Here is a 19,555-nt window from a genome sequence, read left to right on the forward strand (position 1 = left end):
CTAAAGCACTATACAATGATAACAAGATACTTAAAACTAGACGATGCTAAAACAGAAAGCATTTTCCTATGGGGAGCACGACAAACGGGGAAAAGTACATTGCTAAATAGTTTATTTCCCGAAGCAAAATATTACGACCTGCTAAAAGCAGATGAATTCGAACGTTTACACCGTCGTCCGTCACTTTTACGGGAGGAACTTATGTTATCCGGAGAATCGGACTTAGTCATTATAGATGAAGTACAGAAAGTTCCGGAACTATTGGATGAAGTGCATTGGCTTATCACCAATCGGGGCATTCGTTTCATATTATGCGGGTCAAGTGCACGAAAACTAAAACGAAGCGGAGCAAATCTACTAGGGGGACGTGCCGTGCGAAACGTACTCTACCCCTTTGTTAGCGAGGAACTCCCCGACTTCAATCTGATACGCGCTGTCAACAACGGTATGCTTCCCAGACATTATTTAATAGAAAACCCGCATAAACGCCTACAAGCATACATTGGCGACTATTTACAAGAAGAGATACGAGCGGAAGCACTAACAAGAAACTTGAATTCATTCAGCCGTTTCCTTGAAATTGCAGCTCTTACAAACGGGGAAATTGTCAATTATAACAACATTGCCACCGATGCAGGTGTTAGCGCACCCACGATAAAAGAATATTTCTCCATTCTATCCGAAACCATGTTGGGATATATGATTCCGGCATACGCGAAAGCCATCAAAAGACGATTAATACAATCTCCAAAATTCTATTATTTCGACGTGGGGATTGTCAATTATCTAACAAAACGTCATGAACTAGCTCCCGGCTCCGTCGATTTCGGGCATGCTTTTGAACATCTCATCATTCAAGAACTCATCGCTTACCTCGGGTACACTGACAATACCAATACCCTATCTTATTGGCGCACGACATCCGGCTACGAGGTGGACGCGATACTGGGAGATGCCAAAATTGCTATTGAAATCAAATCCACGGAAGAAGTACAATCCCGCCACTTGAAAGGATTAAAAGCTTTTAGCGAGGAACATCCCGAGGCGCGCCTAATCGTCGTGTCACTCGATCGCACCCCACGCGTCATGAACGGTGTAGAAATTTTACCGGCAACCGATTTTTTGCATAAACTCTGGAAAAGACAAATTATTTAACCGCTTACACGAATTCCAAATAATTATCCCTGTTCACCACGTGATACTCCGCGTGAGGGTATGCTTCCCCGAAAGCTTTCGGCACAGGAGGCATTTTGTTTCCCCACTTGATCTCCAAGGCGGTAAGTTGCTCGGCGTGCACTTCTATTAAATCTATCTCTTGCTTGTCATAAGTGCGCCAAAAATAGAACTCTTTCCCTGTTCCGTCATTCAAACTTCTCTTTCGTCGTTCTCCTATCAAGTAATTTTCCCAAAGCGCACCGGCATCCTGCCGGATAGCCAAAGGCGAAAAATTCCCGATAATAGCATTCCGAATACCATTGTCATAAAAGTACCATTTCCCGGCTTTAGTCACTTCCTTGCGCAAATTGCGGGAATAGGCTCCCAAGCGATACACGACAAACACTTTTTCCAGCAGATCGAGATACTTCTCTACTGTAGTCTTGCTCATGCCAAGTTGTTTTCCCAGTTCTTCATAAGAAACTTCGCACCCAATTGAAAGGCAACGAGCCGGAGCAACTCTCTCATTTTATTAGAATTCTTCAAGCCGTCAATAGTTAGAATATCCTTCAACAGATAAGCACTGACGATATCACGCAGGTAATCTGTCTTGCATTCAAAACTACCAGCCATCACTACCTCCGGATACGAACCGTAGATCAAGCGTGCCTCCAGATTCCGGCGAGTATCCAGTGCCGTTTCCGTCTGCGCTATTTCACGCTGGGAAAAAGGCGTAAGCAAAAACTGTGTACCCCGACCGACCAATGGCTCCCCGGTCTTATTAAGCAAGTCAAATGATGATGACGCACTTGCCAACACACGGATACCATCGACTTCATCCACGATCAGTTTTAGTATATTGCCGATATAAGGAATGTTCTGTGCCTCATCAATAGCAAGCAATTCTACTCCTTCCAGCAAATGACGATAGTTCGCTATGGTACGATTTTCCAACAGAGCCAATGTGTCAAAATCCTCCCCGTTCAGCATCATCGCTCGTCCGGGATAATTGTCTACCAACTTACGCATGAGAATCGTCTTACCCACACGTCGAGCGCCAAAAATCAATATAGCCTTACCGGGCGTTATCCATTCTACAATCCGATCTTCAAGTATTCGTTTTATCGTTTCCATAATTGTATTCCATAATCATAAAAGATAGGTATTTTTTCCAAATGGCGATTTTTACATTAAAATCGTACTCCACACTGGCGATTTTTACAAAACACTCGTTTACAGCGTCCAAAATACTTCTCGCATAATAAAAGGCATAGGAAAACGACAACTTACTCTCCCCTAAAGTAAAGATTTACAAAAACATAGAGTACCAAAAACGAGATTAAAAATATATCAAAAATCGTTGAATTTATGATACAAAGGTATTGTTTTTTTTGTTAATGGACTAAATAAATTCAAAAAAACGCAAACCTTTGCGTGAGTTTGACATCTAACATTCTTGATATCAATTATATATCAACTCAATAATATTACATTAAATATATAAAATCATATATTACCTGTATAGCTATAATATGGCATTTTAGTACACTCTTTTTTATATTATTAAACGAACGTTTAATAATACGTGAAACAATCTTGAAAAGATGCGTGCAAGTGAGGATCGCAACATTGAATATCAAGACAGAACAGGAGGATTGTGTTTAACAGCAAACATTTATCCTAAAAGCTGTCGGATAGAAAAAGAGGCTTCAGATAAAAATCTTGTGATTATTATTCTGGACGGAGACGGTATAGTTTCTATACCCGGATTCGACCGTTGTCGGGCGGGGAAAGGTAAACTTGTTTTCATCCCGGCAAACACGGCATGGGAAGTGGAAATACTCAATCCGGGACAAACCTTGGAAATACAATTCGCCGATCTCAATAATTTCTATTGCGAACTGTATTTCCGTTCGCTACTCCCTCTCTGCAACGATATCACTCACACGCTGCAACCCTTGTACTCCTGCCCCGCTATTGACGAGTATGTCGAGCGCGTCGTCGAAATGCTATACAGGAAGAGAACCCGCGAACTGTCAAACGACTACGAGTTATTCACCATTTTTGGGGTGTACTATCCCAGATCAGTTATTGCTAACTTTCTCTATCCTTTTCTTAAAACCCTCGAACTATGAAAAAACACGCGTCCCATCATATCACGACATGGGTAGGTATCGGCTTACTGTTATTACTAACCGTCACCACGACACAGGCACAACGCCACGTGGCGATAAAAACCAATCTCCTGCATGCCGCCACCGCGACGCCAAACTTCGGTATCGAGTTCGCCGTCCATCCCCGCCTGACCGTGGATCTTTGGGGAGCCTACAACCTTGTAGATTTCAAGGGCAACACCTCCCTGCGCCATTACCTGTTCCAACCCGAACTACGCTATTGGTTCTGCCGCACTTTCGAGGGACACTTCGCCGGGGTACATGCTCTCGTCGGACGGTTCGATATCGGGGGCGTATCCTTTATCAAGAGCTTGAAAAACTATCACTACCGGGGACCTCTCTTCGGGGCGGGTATCACTTACGGCTACCATTGGGTTGTCGGCAAACGGTGGGGCGTGGAGGCGGCATTCGGACTGGGCTACATTCGGCTGCGATACGACAAATACCAATGTTCCGGTTGTGCCGATATCAAAGCTCGCTACAAACGCGACTACTTCGGTCCCACGAAAGCCGCCGTGACACTCATGTTTTTTATCAACTAAACACGAGAAAATGAAAATAATACCTTATATTATATTATTCTTATTCCTTGCGAACGTTACCGAAACCGCCACCGCGAACACCACCGTGCCGGACACCGCATTCTTCCACCCGCGGGTAAGCGTGACTCTCGAACGGGTATCGCTCGCCGACGACAGCGTCACGGTACAACTGTCGGTAACTACGCGCGGTCTTCAATTGTCGAGGAAAGCATCCGTCACCATTATACCCCTGCTCGTGAGCAAGGGCAAGGAAAATCCCCTTCCCGCCGTCATCATCGCCGGCAAGCGCAGGGTAAAGCTCGACGCCCGGGAAACAGCACTCACCCGGCTTCCCGACAAAATTTACCGGGAACTACGCTTCCGTCGGGGACATGACATCGCCCTGCAATATACCGTCACAGTACCCTATAGCCCGTGGATGCGCGATGCAGCTCTCGGCATTCGCTACCTTACCAGCGAATGTCTCGCCGACGAAATTCTAGGCGTACAGACAGTCATACCCGACGTGTCGCTCACCGACGAGTACACCGTGTTGCGTGATAACCACGCGGCACTATCCGACAGCCTGCGGCAAGCTCGCGAAACCATCCGGCAATTCATCGTGCTGAAAGAAAGATTACTCGATTCCCTCGACGCACTAGCCGACCATTCTTGCCGGGGAATCATGTATCTCGCCTATCCCGTCGGGAGGACACCCCTCCTGCCCGATTTCGGCGACAATCGACAGGAATTGTCCCGCATCGACAGCGTACTGCGTCCCTTGTTGGCGGATACCACTGTCACCATCCGTTCCGTCACGCTCACGGGTTACGCTTCCCCCGAGGGAAAATACGACCACAACGCGCGCCTCGCCGCCCTGCGGGTGGCAAACGTGCTCAAGCACCTCTGCCGGGCATACCCCGCGATAGACCAAACCTTATTCCGTGCCTACTCCGTCGCCGAAGACTGGGAGGGTACAGTCCGGCTTCTGCACGAATCCGACAAACCCTACAAGGAAGAAGTACTCCAAATCATCCGCGAATGCAACATCTTCGACGGCAGGGAAGCACGCCTCATCCGCCTCCGCAACGGCGACCCTTACCGCGATATGCTCAAAGATATATTCCCCCGCCTGCGACGCACGGAGTTCGTGGTGGAGTGGGAGAAAACAATTAACAATTGAAAATTGAAAGTTGAAAATGAGAAAGATTTAGAATAATAGAGATGAAAAGTTTACCGAAGACGAAAGAGTATTCCAGCTCTCCCTCTGTTTATAGAGGGAGCACCCCGGAAGGGGGAGGGAGTTGTGGCACTACCGCCTCAACAAACTCCTCCGTCAGCTCCACTGCCACCTCCTCTATAAACAGAGGAGGAGCTGGAATACCGTCCCCAACACCGGTAAAACAACCTGCAACTTGCCGCAGGCAAATGCAACTTGCAACCTGTAACTCGCCGAAGGCGAATGAATCCTGTAACTCGCCGAAGGCGACTCTAAATCATAAATCTAAAATCAATCGGTTTTTTAATCTTAAATCGTCAATCATAAATCTAAAATTAATTTTTTTCCTCACCAGCTGCACCCTCGACCCCGAACTGGCTGTCTGTCCCTACAACGTGTGGGTGGAATACACTTGCAGTGACGGGCAATCCATCACCTCGGGAGAATTTCCCGCGGCGGGCATCCGGCAATTCGTTTACGACTCCACCGGCTTGCTGGTGGGCGAATTTCCGGGTGACTCATGCCGTGCCGGGGTGGGAACGTTCCGCCTTCCGCCGGGTAAATACAACCTCATTACATGGACAAACACCTTGCCCGACGGTTGCACCTTCCGGAACGTTACCCCCGACACGAGCCACCTGCCCGAGAGTCACCTGCATCCCCGACCGCAGGACAACGCCTCCCGCCACGGCGGCGACGACATCCCGCACCACCTCTGCGTCGGGCGGCTCTACCACGGGAACACCTCGTTCACCGTGCCCCGCCACGGCGTCACCCGCCTCCGGGTGGGGCTTATGCACGCCCACGCCCGGCTGAACCTCACCGTCGAGTGGGCGGACGGGGTGCTGCCCGCCATTGCCCGCGGCGACGGCGCTCCCGTCATGTGCGTCGAGGGCATACCCCTCGGCTACCGCTTCACGGGAGGCTCCCCGTGGGGCGACTATACCCTTCCCTGTCATGACGACGAGGCAGGCAAAGGCACGTACACCGTGCAGGCGGGCTTCGCCGGCGGCAAGGTCAAGGCGAACTTCACCACCTTGCGGCTCACCGACGAATGTCGCCCCACCGTCCACCTCACCCGTGACGGCACGCCACTCATCACCCCCGTCGACCTCAGCACCTATTTCCGGACAATGGGTATACGGCTCACCGACAACATACGACAAGAATTCGACCTCACCATACAAATCGGCAAAGACCAAACCCTCATCTTCCAAACCAACACCTCCGGGTGGGAAGAGGGAGGAAACATCGGAGCCAATTAACAATTGAAAATTGAAAGTTGAAAATTGAAAATGAGAGAAAGGAAAAGAATAAAAGGAATCAAAAATATAGAAACTAAAATAAATAAACAACCATGAAAGCACACCCTACCATACCCGCGCCTCCCGGCAACCTGCAACCTGCAACTCGCCACAGGCGAACCCTTTGGCGAACCCCTCATTTTCAACTTTCAATTTTCAATTTTCAATTGCTTCTCGTGCTAATAGCCGCAGCTTGCACCGACGAAAAGCCGTTCGACACGACCGATCCCACCCTGCCCGTCCGCCTGAACCCCGGCGAGCAGGCGGTCACCCTCACTCTCGGCGGCATGGGTAAAGCGGCGACAGCCAAAAGCGAGGCGGGTATTCTCTCCCGGGCGGACAATAAAATAATTGAAACCGAAGCCGTTGTCAACACGCTCGACATCTACTGCTTCGTCAACCTCGCGCAGGGCGGCAACGATGCCACCGCCAAGGCGGACTATACCCTCGAACGCGTGTACAAGTACGCCCCCGGCGGTAATGGCAACGACTTCACGCTCGTTCCCGATGCCGACGGCTACCGTGCCGCCATCGGCATTCCCAAGGACGACCGCCTCCGCCGTTTCCTCGCCGTGGCAAACGACAACAATACGGCAAGGACATACACGGCAATCCCCGTCGGCAGCGACCGGACAAGCGCCACCCCGTACGCGGACATAGCGGCATGGACAGGTGCAAACTCAGGTATCGATACCTACCTCCCCGCCACCGGCACCGTCCCCAAACGCCTTGCCATGAACGACGGAAGCTATACAGAGGTGGACGAACCCTTCTCCGCCGAGTACCTCGCCGAGGGGCTTCCCATCACCCTCTACCGCCTCGTCGCGCGTCTTGACATCAGCAACCCCGCCACCACGGGATTCACGATTACCCAAATCAACGGAAGTTACAAAAGCAACATCATGTTTTTTCCTCCCTACACGTTAGAGAAACGAGGTATGCAAATAGGAACGTCTTCCGATATCAGCAACGCCGAATACATCGCGGGTGCTCTCTACCTCTACCCTTATTCCGGCGAGGAGAAAAACAAAATCACCATCACCGGCACTCTCAACGGCACGTTACAAACCATCACCGTCGAGGCAACGCTCAAGCCCAACACCCGCTACCTCCTCCGCGTGCGCAACGACGGGAACAACGTCAGTGCCACCATCGAGGTGGCGCCGTGGAACGAGGGCAGCGACATCGACGCCCCGCTCCCCGGCGAGTACAACACGGCGTACACGCTCGCGCCCGCCGTTAGTGGCGGTCTCGTGAACAGAGCCATCATCAACCGTAATAACAAAGCCGCCGACATCGAACAATCCGCCCGCGTTATTCGGGTATATTCGGGTACGGACGCATCGTCCTTCCTTACCATCACGGGAGCCGACGGCAACTCCGCCCCCGTGGGCATCGTCATCCCACCCGAATTTGCAGACAAGATTGAAATCGGGGCAAGCACCACCACCCCGTCCGGGGCATGGCAAACCACCCTTGGTGAAGTCCAAAGCGACGATAGCGGAGGAGGAGTGCCTCCCATCCTCCAAAGCGTGAGTTTAACGCCCGGGAACACCCCCGCGAGCGGTAGCGGCATATCCGGGAGAGCAGGGACAGGCATCGTCAGTACGCAAAAACTACGCCCTGAAAGCTGCGCCCTCACCTTTATCACCCGCTCCGCCGACGGTTCGTACAAATACGACGAATGGACTCTCGTGCTCGATATTTTAAGTAATAACGACACCCCGGTATCCGATTTTCCCACGGTGGAGGTACTCGATAACGGCACAACCACGGACATCACCGAGCCGGACATGACGCTCAGCACCGCCGTCTACCTGCCGGCGTTTGCGTCCGCCAACGACGCCAACGCCGTAATCCCGACAGGAAAATATATCCGTGTATCCTCCACCGAGGGTAACAGGAAAACATTATCGGCATACTCCACCGAAGACTGGCTCTACGTTTCATCCTCCGATATCGAATTAATGGATGGTATCACCCCGCTTTACGTCTACGCCGTCGGCGACAACCTCACCGGCAAAGAACGACAAGCACAACTTGTCACCCGCCGGGCTCTCGTCGTCAACGACGACACGGACTCTCCTACCGACACCATCATAGAAGAACGCCGCTACACCGTCATACAGCACCCCGTCACCGCCGAAGACGAGGCACGAATAGCATCATCCGCCACCATCCGCCTCGAAAGCGGGCACAAAACCGACGAGTTGTACATCAAGGACAACACCATCCACGTGCCCCCGGTAAACTCGAACATGAGCAGTGGCGGCGGCATACGCCCCTCGGCAACAAGAATCTCAACATTATCGGACAACCTCTCGCCATTCTCCATCCTTACACCGGGAGGCAAACCGGTAATCATCAACCTGCCGGACGTGGACTGGATTACACTCGAGACTTCATTCTACCCGTCCCGGCACGTCCCTTCGGACGGAATGATTTCCCAAAACGAAAAAACACCTCCCGGCTTCTTCCGGCAATTCCTACTCCAGCTGAACACCACGGGGGCTGACCGCCAAGCATACTTCGACATCATCACCCTCGTCGACGGCAAACAGGTAACCACCACCTACCGCGTCATACAGCACCCCGAACCCGAAAGAGATACGGATGTCGGAGAAGAAATGTAAAAGAAATTTAGAATGAAAAGATTTAAAAACATAGAGATGAAAAGACCTAAAAATATAGAAACGGGAACTACCCCCTCCAACTCCCCCTTACACAGGGGGAGAGGCACAACGCGAGGAACAACCAAGCGGTTTCATTTTCAACTTTCAATTTTCAATTTTCAATTGCTATTAGCGCTCGCGCTAATAGCCTGCACCTCCGAGAAAATCATCGACGACAACGGCATTGACCTCCGCGAAGGCGAGCAGCTCGTGTCCATTCGTCTCGACGGCATGGGCAACACCGCCGTACCCGTCGGACGCGCAGGCGACGACGCACCGGCTACCCCTGCCGAGAACGCCATCGAGGAACTCACCATATACAGCTTCGTCGGCATCAACCCCGAGGGCGGCACCTACGACCCCGCGGCAGCGGAAAACGGTCGATTATATACATTCGATTTCACCCTCGAGCGGGTGTACCGCTACAAGGCGGGCAGCGACAACAACGATATGCTCCTCTCCGCCGACGGCAACGGCTACTCCGTCGCCATTCCCGTGCAAAAGGACTCGTACTATCGCCGCTTCTACATCAAGGCGAACGCCGGCGATGCCCCCGCCTCGGCAGTTGCCGTCCCGATATACCAAACGGGTACCCCCAGCTTCGCCGACCGGACAAACGCCACCGTGGACAGATGCAACGAGATGAGTCACACACACTCTAATCTGTTAACAAATACCGACAAACTTATCCTCCCCACCACCGACCAGGCAGACGCCATACGCCCACCCCTTCCCGCCAGCGGCATAGCCTTCTGGAAAGAAGAACTCACGGGCGGCTACTTCAAGGAGCACGATATATTCTCCGCCAACGACCTTGCCAAAGGACTGACCGTTACCCTCTCCCGGCGAGTGGCACGCTTCGATATCAGCAACCCCGCCGCAACAGGATTTACCATCACCGGCATCCACGCCGCCAACGTCGACTACAAGAACTGCTTCCTGTTCGGGGGCTCTATATCGGAGGGGGACAGGACGTATCTCTACAAGCACCCTCTAGCCAACGCCACTTTCATCCCGGCGGCACTGTATCTTCCCTACGGCTACTACAGCAGCAGCAATCCGCTCTTCATTTTCATTAACGGCACCTTTCACGGCGTAGACATCGAACTGACCGCGACAACAGAATGGATAAATGCCAACACCCGCTACGTCATCAACATCATCAACTCCGGTACCAACGTCTCCGCCAACATCACCCTTGCCGACTGGACGGACTCCAACAGCAACATCGACAGCGACGACCTCTACGGCAGGCTCAACCCGGAAGCCAACATCTCCATTCCGCGAAAGGGATACGACAGCTATATCAGTAAAAAAGACAACGTGATTACCATATTGTATGATGCCACCTCATACGCGAACCCATTCCCGGGCATCAACATCAGCGGTGCAGCGGGCAACACGCGTCCCGTGGGCATCATCATTCCCGACGACGTGAAATGGCTTGTCACAGACAAAGCGAGCGAGAACACCAACGGGGGAAGCTACGCTGTCACGGTCACCGCGGTTGCCGAAAATCCTGAACGCGAAAGCGAAGCATACAGCACGAGCAAAAAATACGATAAAGCCACCCCGCCCTATACCCCGCCCCGGGAAACCACCCTTACCCTTGTCACCAACGCCGACGGGAAAAACATACATCACGAGTACCGGGTAGTACAGGATTGGATATTCCCCAATGTATTCACGCTAAGCACGCAACTCGCCCGGGGAACCTTCGCGGTACCCGCGGGATGCACCTTCGACCAAAACACCCGGACGATTACCCTCCCGCCCTTCCAGAAAGGATACCTTTACTATACCGGAAACCCGGTAGCCGGAATACTGAAAGACCAATCTTGGCTCCACCCCCAACGAGAAAATCTCAGGGTAAACCTCAACGCCGACGATAACTTCCAAAATTCCTCCCCCCGCAGTGTCACGCTGACCATACGGGTATGGGACGATGCCACCTCCGGAATCATCACCGAAGACTACACGATTACCCAATCCGCCGGGAACTTCGATCCCGCCCTCCTCACGACCGGAGTGACCGTGAACAGCACCACGCTCAGCGGCATTACCGTGACCGACGATGCCGTCACGCTCCCAGACAACTACAACTCCGGCACAACCAATCCCTCGTACACCGACGCCCTGTTGCTTGTCAGTACGGACGAGAAAGGCTTCATCGCCACCGTCACCCCGGGACAAGACTGGCTCTGGCTGGAAGTGCCCCTATATGAAACGATGCAATACTACCCGGCACACGACGGAAAATACGTCCGCCGCATCCGCATGGACACCAATACAGGAGGGGCGGAACGCTCCGCCAACATCAACATCCTCTACCGGGATGCCGGCGGCAATATCGCCCGCAAAACCATCCGCGTCACGCAAGGCGCCGGCGGGGGAACGATATAACAATTGAAAATTGAAAGTTGAAAATTGAAAATGAGAAAATTCCCGAAGCCAAAGACTATTTCAGCTCCTCCTCTGTTTATAGAGGAGGTGGCACGGAGTGCCGGAGGAGTTCTTATCACGATATACAAAAACTCCCTCCCGGCTTCGCCGTACTCCCTCTATAAACAGAGGGAGAGCTGGAATAGCCTTCCGCTTCAAAAAGTCATTCAATCTAAAACCATCAAACTAAATAAATAAGCAAACCATGAAACAACACCCTACCATACCCGCCGCCCCCCGCAACCTGCAACTTGCCGAAGGCAAATGCAACCTGCAACCTGCAACTCGCCGCAGGCGAACCCCTCGGCGAACCCTTTGGCGAACCCCTCATTTTCAACTTTCAATTTTCAATTTTCAATTGCTATTAGCGCTCGTGCTAATAGCCTGCTCTGACGAAACCGTTGACCAGCCCGACACGCCGCACCTTGCCGCCAACGAACGGCTCGTGGAAATCGCCCTGCCGGGACTTTCCTCCGGGGGCAGCACAGCGGCAAACGCCGCCACGGACATCTCCCGTGCCGATATCGACAACATCGCGTCGGCTGGCGAGAATGTGATCAAACAACTCACCGTCCTCTGCTTCGTCAACCTCACCGCGAGCGGCACCGACGCCGCCACGCTCGATGACTACACCCTCGAACGCAAGTACACCTACGCCAGCGGCGGCGACGCCAACGACATCACCCTCGTCGCCGAATCCGACGGCTATCGTGCCGCCATCGGCGTCCCCAAGGACGACACCCGCCGGCGCACCTTCCTGCTCAAAGCCAACCAAATCGCCGCGGGTAGTGTCACCTACACCGCCGTCCCCGTCAGCGGTGCCGACCGCACTTCGGCAACCACCTACGCCGCCGCCCTCAACGAAACCTCGGCAACTCTCCCCGGCAACACGAACCTAGCCTGCCCGCTCCTCATGAGCGCACGGGTTACCCGCACCGTCATCACCGGGGCGGGTGAATACATCGACGACCCCGTCTTCACGCAAGAAGACCTTGCCAAAGGCATCTCCGCCCGCATGATACGCCGCGTGGCACGCATCGACATCAGCAACCCCGTCACCACCGGGTTCACCGTCACGGGCATAAAAGCCGCAGGCAACCTGTGCGTGCCCCTGTTCATCGATGATTTCAGCGGTTATATGCAACAAGACTACCCGGAAATAACACTTTCTAACGCCGCCGCAATACCCGCCGCCATATATCTCTACCCGGTATCCGGCGATAGTGACAACGCCGAGATTACCCTCTCCGGCACCTACGCGGGCAACCCCGTCACTCTCGGCATCACGACTAAAATACTCCCCAATACCCGCTACACTATTGCCGTGCGCAACGACGGCAGCAACCTGCGCCTCGACATCACCGTCGCCCCGTGGAACGACGGCGGCACCATCGACACCCCCGACATCGCCGGCACGCTCAACAGCGAGCATCACCTCGCCACGACCTCCACCCTCTACGCGGGGCAGATACCCCACGGGGACTCTACCACCATCGACGGCAACCGCATCACCTACGCCACCACGGATTTGTTCACCTCCGGCGGCGGATTCCTCGAAATCCGGGGCGCCGCGGGTGACGCGAACCCCGTCGGCATCATCATCCCCGACGACTGCACGTGGATATACGTCGCCGACAAGAAAACCGATGCCGACAACACCTACACCTGCCTGCTCGGTCTGTACGCCCCTGACGATACGCCCTCCGCATCGCGGGCTATAGGCAGACCCCAAGCAAACTACCTAAAACGTCCCCGCAAGACAGTCATCACCATCGTCACACGGGATGCCGGCGGCTACAACAAATACACGGAATACACCGTCTACCAAGAATACTACAACCCGACTCACGCCGCCGCAGCATTTATCATCAATATACAACCGTTTGGCGCCCTCGCGAGCGTGGACAACGCGAACCGCATAATCCATCTGCCGCCCCTGCCTTACATTAACCTTGAATTTCTACCGGACAACAACATATCATTAGCATTTCCCCAAACCTACCCGGAGGAGGACTACCCGTGGCTGGACATCAATAATAACGGCTTAAACATCCCTTACCTCATGTACACCACCAATTCTGACAACAACGGGGAAGAACGCACGGCATACCTCCGTGTCCGCACTCGCGAGAACAGCGACCCGGCAAGCCCCGTCGTCACCAATCGCTGGACGGTCATACAGGACGCCATGCCCAACGACGCCCTCCTCGCCACCGGGCACACGTTGCAACTACGCCTGCTCCCCGAGAAAGAACTACGCCTCGAGGGCGACACCATCTACATGAATCACGGGAACTACTATACAGGATATTATAACATATATCTCCAATATCTCGCGAATCCCAATAATGAGGCACTAAAACAAAGACTGGAACATGCTTTAAACTCATACCTCGACAACCTAGACATCGAGGATAACAATACCTGCCTCTCCGTCGTCGGGACGAACGGCATCCCCGCCTTCGTCACCTCGAACGACGACTGGGTACGCGTAACGTACACGAGTGATGACCAAATCATCGTGTTTCCCCAAGCATACCTCCCACCCGCCATCGACCAAAAAATCCCCGACCGCATCGGCTCGTTCACCGTCCACATGCAGGGAGGTAAAACGAAGACATATTACATGAAACAAACACAAACCAAAATAACAGAATAATTGAAAATTGAAAATTGAAAATTAACAACGCCTCCCGGCAGCAAGCAGAGGAACAACTTGCAACCTGCAAACCTGTAACCTGCAACTTGCCGAAGGCTATTTAAAACAAATAACTATGAATATCAAACAATTTTTTCGATTGGCTGTAGTAGCGCTCGCGTTGAGTGCGACAGCATGTAGTGACGAAATCGCGTCACAAGAAGGCAATCAAGACCTCGTCTTGAAAGACGGCGAAACCGCCGTGCAGATGAACATCGCCGGGGTAAACGGCAAAAGTATCGCCCGTGCGGCGGGCGACAACGTCACCCTCCCCGGCGAGGTGAAAATTGACAAGCTCGACATCTACTGCTTCGTCGACCTTGACAACCAAAGCACGTCGGCAGCGGCAACCGGAGTCGACAACTACACCCTCGAACGCGTGTACCGTTACGTGGCACAGGGCAACACGAACGACATCGTGCTCACTCCCGACGGCGACGGCTACAAGGCATCGTTCGGCGTGGTGAAAAATGCCGACCGCAAACGAGCCTTTATCCTCGTGGCAAATGACGGCGAAACCCGCACCGTGGTTACAAACACGGACATCACCGTCGGCAGCGACCGTAGCGGCGCCACCGCGTTCAGCGCCGTGAAGGCATGGAACGTCCTCGAGGCAGACCTCGCCGCATCCGCCGCGAACCTCGCCACCCCGCTCGTGATGCAATCCACGGCACAGTGGTCGGCATACGACACGGACGGAACGCTCAAAACCAACAACGAGTATGACGCCGCCAAGCTCGCCGAGGGCATCAGCGTCGAACTCACCCGCCGCGTGGCACGTATCGACATCAATAACCCGGTAGCCACGGGCTTCACCGTCACCGGCGTCACCCTCACGGGAGCGAAGAACGCCACCCTGTTCGGTGACATCGCCGCCGCCGGGACCGACCAAATCGTTGTCTTCGAAGAGAAAGCCGTGTACAACGCCGAGGTCATCAACGCCGCCCTCTACGCCCTGCCGATGAACGCCAACGACGCCGACGGGGAATACCCCTCCGTGGCTATCAAGGGAAAACTCGGTACGACCGAACTCACCCTCACCGCCAAATTCGCCGGCGACCCGATGACCGCCACCACCAAAGGGATGCAACCCAACACCCGCTACGTGGTGAACATCATCAACACCGAGGGTAACCTCACCGCATACATCACCATCGCCGACTGGGCATACGGCGAAACCGTCGATACCGACGACATCATGGCACAACTCAACTCCGGCGCTACGCTCGCGGCTGTGTCCGACTCGTCCACCCTCGGCGGCACGAACAACAAAACCATCTACATCAAGTACTACGCCGACGCTTACACCTCGAAACCGGACATCGCCACCATCACGGGAGCAACGAGCGATGACAAACCCATCGGCATAGTCCTCCCGGACGACTGCGATTGGCTGGAAGTGGAGAAAAAATCAACTTCTCCCGGAGCCGCCGCCGAGTACATCATAAAACTCGCGTCCACAACCAGACACCAGAACCTCGCCCGTCCCCGCACGGCAACGCTATCACTAATCACGTGGAACGATACCGACAAAAAGCAAGTAATCAACGAGTACACCATCCACCAGGATTACCTCGACATCACGCAGCTCACGGGAGACCTCATGCTGGGAAGCATATGGGACATGAGTATTGCAGCAACCGGAGTACTCCACCTGCCACCGTTCGGCATTAACGGCGCTGCATTCGCCATTCAAGCCGACATCATAATCCCGGAAGAATGCACGTGGCTCACCAAGGAGAGGAAAATGGGCAACCTCGACATGATTAAAGCCACCGATAACATGGGACAATCCGAACGCCAGACAATCGTGACCTTAAGAAGGTGGGACGATATGTCAAACATTCTCGAAACCCAAGAAATCACCGTCATCCAGAGCGGCGCCGCAGACAAGACCACCCTCGCCGCCACGCATGAAATCGTACTGAACGACAAACTCGTGGTTGAAAAACGCGTGAAATTCGACGAAGCCCAAAGCACCATCGTCATTGCCGGTGACATCGAAGACTTGAGAACGGCTGGTGTCGAAAACATCGACAACATCTTCTACATTCGCGGAGAATCTATCGACAGCAGAAACTCATCCGTAAAACCTATCCTCGTTCGATTCGGTCAAAACGACAACAATTGGCTCAAACCGGTCGGCGACCTGTACACGCCGAACTCAGTAGATTTCGTGCACGAGTACAAAGTGCCATTCCCGGATTACCTCACCTTTGACCCGTCAGCAAGCACCGGACCGCGCGAGATGAACTTCACCGTCACCACGTACGCCAACGGAGTCCCGGTAGAGAAGACCTATCGCCTTATCCAAAAGGCAAGCGACGTGACAACGGTGGATTAACCACCCGCGACAAATTACAAGCGAAAAACGAAACTGTCCCGAAATTCCGGGTATTTACCCCGAGGTGGGGACAGTTTCCTCTCCAACTTGTAACCTGTAACTTGCCGAAGGCAAATGCAACCTGCAACTTACCGAAGGTAAACAATATCCACGTATCACCCGCAACGGCGCCCCGCGGGACACGGCGTACCTTTATCCCGACAAAACCACCGGACAGAAGCCGGGGAAATAAAGGAGAGAAAAAGGGGTGATAAGCGATTAACTTCGATTCACCGCCTTGTTGCAAACGTGACACGACCACCCGCCAACGCGGGGAACACGGACGGACACCGGGGATACAGCGGGGTTGCCCCTCGCGTTCCGGTCTTTCTCCCGCCTATTTCCACGCTAACTGACGGATTAATATTCATTTAAAATCACGAACTATGGCAACATTCGAATCGAGTTTACTGGAAACCCTACGGGGAAAAATCGGAAATTTTATCATCTACAAAGTGAAACAACAGTACCGCATCCGCACGGCACCTACCGAATACCGCGACGCCAACACGCCGGAGCAACAAGCCAACCGGAACCGGCTCACCGCCTGCGTGCGCTTCTACCAACGCCTGCGGGAAACCCCGCTACGGGACGCATGGCGAACCGCCGCCGACAAAGCCGCCGCGTCATCCGGCTACTCGCTCTACTTGAAAACCAACATGGGCGTATTCCTGCCCGACGGCACAATCAGCGACTTCTCACGCCTCACGCTCTGCCCGGCGAGCGGACTCAAGACTGCCGACAACATGATTGCCACCCGCAACACCGACGGCACGGTCACCCTCACGTGGGAAAACCACGCCGGAAAACAATCGCCGCGGAACACCGACCGCCTCGCGGTGGCATACCTGAACGAGAACCGGTCGTTCACCATCCGGTTCGTCAATCCGCTACCCGTGTGCCGCGACGACGAGCGAGCCACCTTCACCACGGAAAACACTCCCGGCATCGCGACGCATCTCTACTGTTATTTCATTTCACGCAAGGGCGACGCTTACACCCCGGACACCTACATCAAATTGAACGATTAATATCAAAACAAAATACGAACACCCATGAACGAAGAAGAATACATCACCGACTATATCACCACTCTCGCAACCGCCGACATCGAACTATCGGGAAACACCCCCGCGGAACTCCGTTTCAACGGCACCACATCGCCGGGAGAACTCTACAAGCTATTGCTGAAGAAAGAAGCCATCGTAACCCGCGCCATCTGCCAAACCGTGCTCGCCGCCGCCAACAACAAGATGATACTCTCCATGGTACAGCAACACCTGCTCGACATGAAAGGCACCATCACCTTCCGCGACGGGCATTACACCCACCGTTTCCTGCGCGTGACGAAAGACGGTGTTCCCCTGCCCCCGGAACAACTGGACACTCCCACCCGCTTCCGCGCGGACGACTACCTGCGGGTGGTACAGGATGCCTACCTCCGTTTACACGGGTGGACGAACGGGCTGCCTCCCGTCCCTCCCTCGCCGCTATGCCTAAACGTCACCGAATCGGAAGCTGCCGAGATGCTATCATTCCTCTTCGACACGGGCATCGCCGGATGCACGCGTGAAGAATGGCGAAAGAAAGACTTCATCCACTACTTCTGCCGCGCGTGGAACCTCCCCCCGAACAAAGACTACGACACCCTCATGAGTCACGTCAAAAGTCGACCGAACCCAACCACCTTTCTGGACAAAATAAAACGAATATACCTCGACCATATCGAACAAAAAGATTGCAACCGACAATAACACCCGATGTTCCACCCCTTTCATGTCCGCCCTCCCCCGGGAATGGCGGACTTTTTTGTCCTTCACCCCACACATCCCCTTCCGAAAAATACCAAAATCCACGTACCGCCCGTGAACCTTCACTGGTGGCAACGGACTATTTTTATAATAACAAAAAAATAAATATCATGAAAAACATCAATTTAATCGAAGCCATCGTCGCTCTCGTCAAAGCAGTATCGCTCCTGACTGCCAAAATCGCCAAACTCATCCTCACCATCGAGAAAATCCCCGCCCGGCTACACTCCGAATGGGTGGACTCGACGGAAGTGTGCAAAATACTGAACATCCAACCCAACACCCTCTACAAACACGTCAAAAAATACAACATCCCCACCCGGAAAGTAGGCAAAAAATCCTACTACCGGTTGAAAGATATCGAAAGACTGTTAGTGGAATAAATTTTAAGGGCATCGAATTCGATGCCTTTAGTATGATAATCTACACTGTCCATATCCCCCAACATCCACATATCGCCCGTAACGGGAAAGGAAAATCATGGCTATATCTTTGTCCCGACAAAAAAACAAAGATATGATGAAACCTTTAACAACACTTATCAACGCGATTGGCGAAACAGTAGACCGCCTGACTCTCCCCGCGAGAGAAAAAAGACAACTGGAAGCGGAACTGACTGAAAAACTCCGGACACACGTCGAAAAACTGGCAGAAGAACAAAGTTCGGTACTCCGGGAAGAAGCCCGGGGCAATTGGCTGCAACGCTCGTGGCGCCCCTTGGTGATGCTGACATTCGCGACCATCATCCTCACGGGCACATTCGTCAGCCTGCCTATCCTCGCTGACACCTCCCGTTTCTGGGACTTGCTCGAAATCGGTCTTGGCGGTTATGTCATCGGACGCGGCGGAGAAAAAATTTTACAAACCATCACCCGGAAACGACGCCGGTTTTAATTTATGATTTACGATTGAGGTTACACCAACAACGTTCCCTTGCAATCACAAAATCATTGAATCGACAATCACAGAATAATTCATTTTAAATTCTAAATTTCTACCGTGGACATTCTAAACCATCGTCTTGTAGACTGCCATGCAGTTCACTTGACTTGCTCGAAAAACACCAGATTGCTGAAAGACCCAGACACCATCGTCTTACACTACACGGCAGGCAGAAACGCCCTATCATCAGCACTTTATCTTTGCCGCCCCGACGTGGGAGCATCCGCCCACCTC

General features: G+C 53.2%; 20 protein-coding genes and 2 pseudogenes. 14 read left to right on the forward strand and 8 right to left on the reverse strand.

What is annotated here, in order from left to right; genetic code table 11:
• Positions 1-15 precede the first annotated feature (15 nt).
• Positions 16-1,155 carry an ATP-binding protein gene (locus Q5866_RS13280; protein ID WP_186975967.1) on the forward strand — a complete coding sequence of 380 codons (1,140 nt, stop codon included), beginning with the start codon at positions 16-18 and terminating at the stop codon, positions 1,153-1,155.
• A gap of 4 nt (positions 1,156-1,159) precedes the next feature.
• Here the strand turns inward: Q5866_RS13280 and Q5866_RS13285 are convergent.
• Positions 1,160-2,289, reverse strand: a pseudogene (locus tag Q5866_RS13285) (ATP-binding protein).
• 470 nt (positions 2,290-2,759) lie between these two features.
• Between Q5866_RS13285 and Q5866_RS13290 the strand changes: the two are divergent.
• The 3 genes and pseudogenes from Q5866_RS13290 to Q5866_RS21095 all read left to right on the forward strand — a co-directional run.
• Entirely contained in the window at positions 2,760-3,290 is a 531-nt protein-coding gene (locus Q5866_RS13290; protein WP_227217881.1) for a hypothetical protein, read from the forward strand.
• Positions 3,287-3,871, forward strand: coding sequence for a DUF3575 domain-containing protein (locus tag Q5866_RS13295; RefSeq protein ID WP_303180719.1), 585 nt, complete (start codon positions 3,287-3,289; stop codon positions 3,869-3,871). The genes Q5866_RS13290 and Q5866_RS13295 overlap by 4 nt, the downstream gene beginning before the upstream one ends.
• A 10-nt stretch (positions 3,872-3,881) precedes the next feature.
• Positions 3,882-4,136: pseudogene (locus Q5866_RS21095) on the forward strand (hypothetical protein); the annotation flags it as partial.
• Here Q5866_RS21095 and Q5866_RS13305 read toward each other — a convergent pair.
• Entirely contained in the window at positions 4,064-4,210 is a 147-nt protein-coding gene (locus tag Q5866_RS13305; RefSeq protein WP_303180722.1) for a hypothetical protein, read from the reverse strand. The pseudogene Q5866_RS21095 and the gene Q5866_RS13305 sit on opposite strands and share 73 nt — an antisense overlap.
• 190 nt (positions 4,211-4,400) lie before the next feature.
• On the opposite strand from Q5866_RS13305, the gene Q5866_RS13310 reads away from it, so the two are divergent.
• The 3 genes from Q5866_RS13310 to Q5866_RS13320 all read left to right on the forward strand — a co-directional run bounded on the left by Q5866_RS13310 (position 4,401) and on the right by Q5866_RS13320 (position 9,006).
• Positions 4,401-5,033 carry a hypothetical protein gene (locus tag Q5866_RS13310; protein WP_303180723.1) on the forward strand — a complete coding sequence of 211 codons (633 nt, stop codon included), beginning with the start codon at positions 4,401-4,403 and terminating at the stop codon, positions 5,031-5,033.
• A gap of 245 nt (positions 5,034-5,278) precedes the next feature.
• Positions 5,279-6,334 carry a FimB/Mfa2 family fimbrial subunit gene (locus Q5866_RS21100; protein WP_368502037.1) on the forward strand — a complete coding sequence of 352 codons (1,056 nt, stop codon included), beginning with the start codon at positions 5,279-5,281 and terminating at the stop codon, positions 6,332-6,334.
• 92 nt (positions 6,335-6,426) lie between these two features.
• Positions 6,427-9,006: a hypothetical protein gene (locus Q5866_RS13320; RefSeq protein ID WP_303180727.1), complete on the forward strand. Its 2,580-nt coding sequence runs from the start codon at positions 6,427-6,429 to the stop codon at positions 9,004-9,006.
• Between the two features lie 423 nt (positions 9,007-9,429).
• Here the strand turns inward: Q5866_RS13320 and Q5866_RS13325 are convergent, their stop codons facing one another.
• The gene (locus Q5866_RS13325) at positions 9,430-9,696 is read right to left on the reverse strand and encodes a hypothetical protein (protein ID WP_303180729.1); all 267 of its coding nucleotides are present in this window, start codon (positions 9,694-9,696) and stop codon (positions 9,430-9,432) included.
• Between the two features lie 125 nt (positions 9,697-9,821).
• Positions 9,822-9,962 (reverse strand): hypothetical protein, encoded by a 141-nt coding sequence (locus tag Q5866_RS13330; protein WP_303180731.1) that lies wholly within the window; start codon positions 9,960-9,962, stop codon positions 9,822-9,824.
• Between the two features lie 406 nt (positions 9,963-10,368).
• On the opposite strand from Q5866_RS13330, the gene Q5866_RS13335 reads away from it, so the two are divergent.
• Positions 10,369-11,448 carry a BACON domain-containing carbohydrate-binding protein gene (locus Q5866_RS13335; RefSeq protein WP_303180733.1) on the forward strand — a complete coding sequence of 360 codons (1,080 nt, stop codon included), beginning with the start codon at positions 10,369-10,371 and terminating at the stop codon, positions 11,446-11,448.
• Between the two features lie 393 nt (positions 11,449-11,841).
• Here Q5866_RS13335 and Q5866_RS13340 read toward each other — a convergent pair whose 3' ends face one another.
• The 3 genes from Q5866_RS13340 to Q5866_RS13350 all read right to left on the reverse strand — a co-directional run bounded on the left by Q5866_RS13340 (position 11,842) and on the right by Q5866_RS13350 (position 13,414).
• Complete coding sequence (locus Q5866_RS13340) at positions 11,842-12,105, reverse strand: hypothetical protein (protein ID WP_303180734.1); 264 nt, start codon at positions 12,103-12,105, stop codon at positions 11,842-11,844.
• A 277-nt stretch (positions 12,106-12,382) separates the two neighbouring features.
• A complete protein-coding gene (locus Q5866_RS13345; RefSeq protein WP_303180735.1) occupies positions 12,383-13,219 on the reverse strand; it encodes a hypothetical protein in 837 nt (278 codons plus the stop codon).
• Positions 13,220-13,228: 9 nt separating this feature from the next.
• On the reverse strand, positions 13,229-13,414 hold the full coding sequence (locus Q5866_RS13350; RefSeq protein ID WP_303180736.1) for a hypothetical protein: 186 nt from the start codon (positions 13,412-13,414) through the stop codon (positions 13,229-13,231).
• 135 nt (positions 13,415-13,549) lie between these two features.
• Here Q5866_RS13350 and Q5866_RS13355 point away from each other — a divergent pair, with 135 nt between their 5' ends.
• On the forward strand, positions 13,550-14,146 hold the full coding sequence (locus Q5866_RS13355; RefSeq protein WP_303180738.1) for a hypothetical protein: 597 nt from the start codon (positions 13,550-13,552) through the stop codon (positions 14,144-14,146).
• A 115-nt stretch (positions 14,147-14,261) separates the two neighbouring features.
• Positions 14,262-16,529, forward strand: coding sequence for a hypothetical protein (locus Q5866_RS13360; protein ID WP_303180740.1), 2,268 nt, complete (start codon positions 14,262-14,264; stop codon positions 16,527-16,529).
• Between the two features lie 269 nt (positions 16,530-16,798).
• On the opposite strand, the gene Q5866_RS13365 is transcribed toward Q5866_RS13360, so the two are convergent.
• Positions 16,799-16,939, reverse strand: coding sequence for a hypothetical protein (locus Q5866_RS13365; RefSeq protein ID WP_186975982.1), 141 nt, complete (start codon positions 16,937-16,939; stop codon positions 16,799-16,801).
• Positions 16,940-16,954: 15 nt separating this feature from the next.
• Here Q5866_RS13365 and Q5866_RS13370 point away from each other — a divergent pair, with 15 nt between their 5' ends.
• The 4 genes from Q5866_RS13370 to Q5866_RS13385 all read left to right on the forward strand — a co-directional run bounded on the left by Q5866_RS13370 (position 16,955) and on the right by Q5866_RS13385 (position 19,273).
• On the forward strand, positions 16,955-17,599 hold the full coding sequence (locus Q5866_RS13370) for a DUF6266 family protein (protein WP_303180741.1): 645 nt from the start codon (positions 16,955-16,957) through the stop codon (positions 17,597-17,599).
• Positions 17,600-17,857: 258 nt separating this feature from the next.
• Entirely contained in the window at positions 17,858-18,322 is a 465-nt protein-coding gene (locus Q5866_RS13375; protein ID WP_303180743.1) for a hypothetical protein, read from the forward strand.
• A gap of 167 nt (positions 18,323-18,489) precedes the next feature.
• Positions 18,490-18,762 carry a helix-turn-helix domain-containing protein gene (locus tag Q5866_RS13380; protein ID WP_176555007.1) on the forward strand — a complete coding sequence of 91 codons (273 nt, stop codon included), beginning with the start codon at positions 18,490-18,492 and terminating at the stop codon, positions 18,760-18,762.
• Between the two features lie 133 nt (positions 18,763-18,895).
• Positions 18,896-19,273: a 3TM-type holin gene (locus Q5866_RS13385; RefSeq protein ID WP_366482613.1), complete on the forward strand. Its 378-nt coding sequence runs from the start codon at positions 18,896-18,898 to the stop codon at positions 19,271-19,273.
• Positions 19,274-19,555: the final 282 nt, after the last annotated feature.

The sequence above is a fragment of the uncultured Butyricimonas sp. genome, assembly GCF_959596855.1.
GTDB lineage: Bacteria > Bacteroidota > Bacteroidia > Bacteroidales > Marinifilaceae > Butyricimonas > Butyricimonas muris.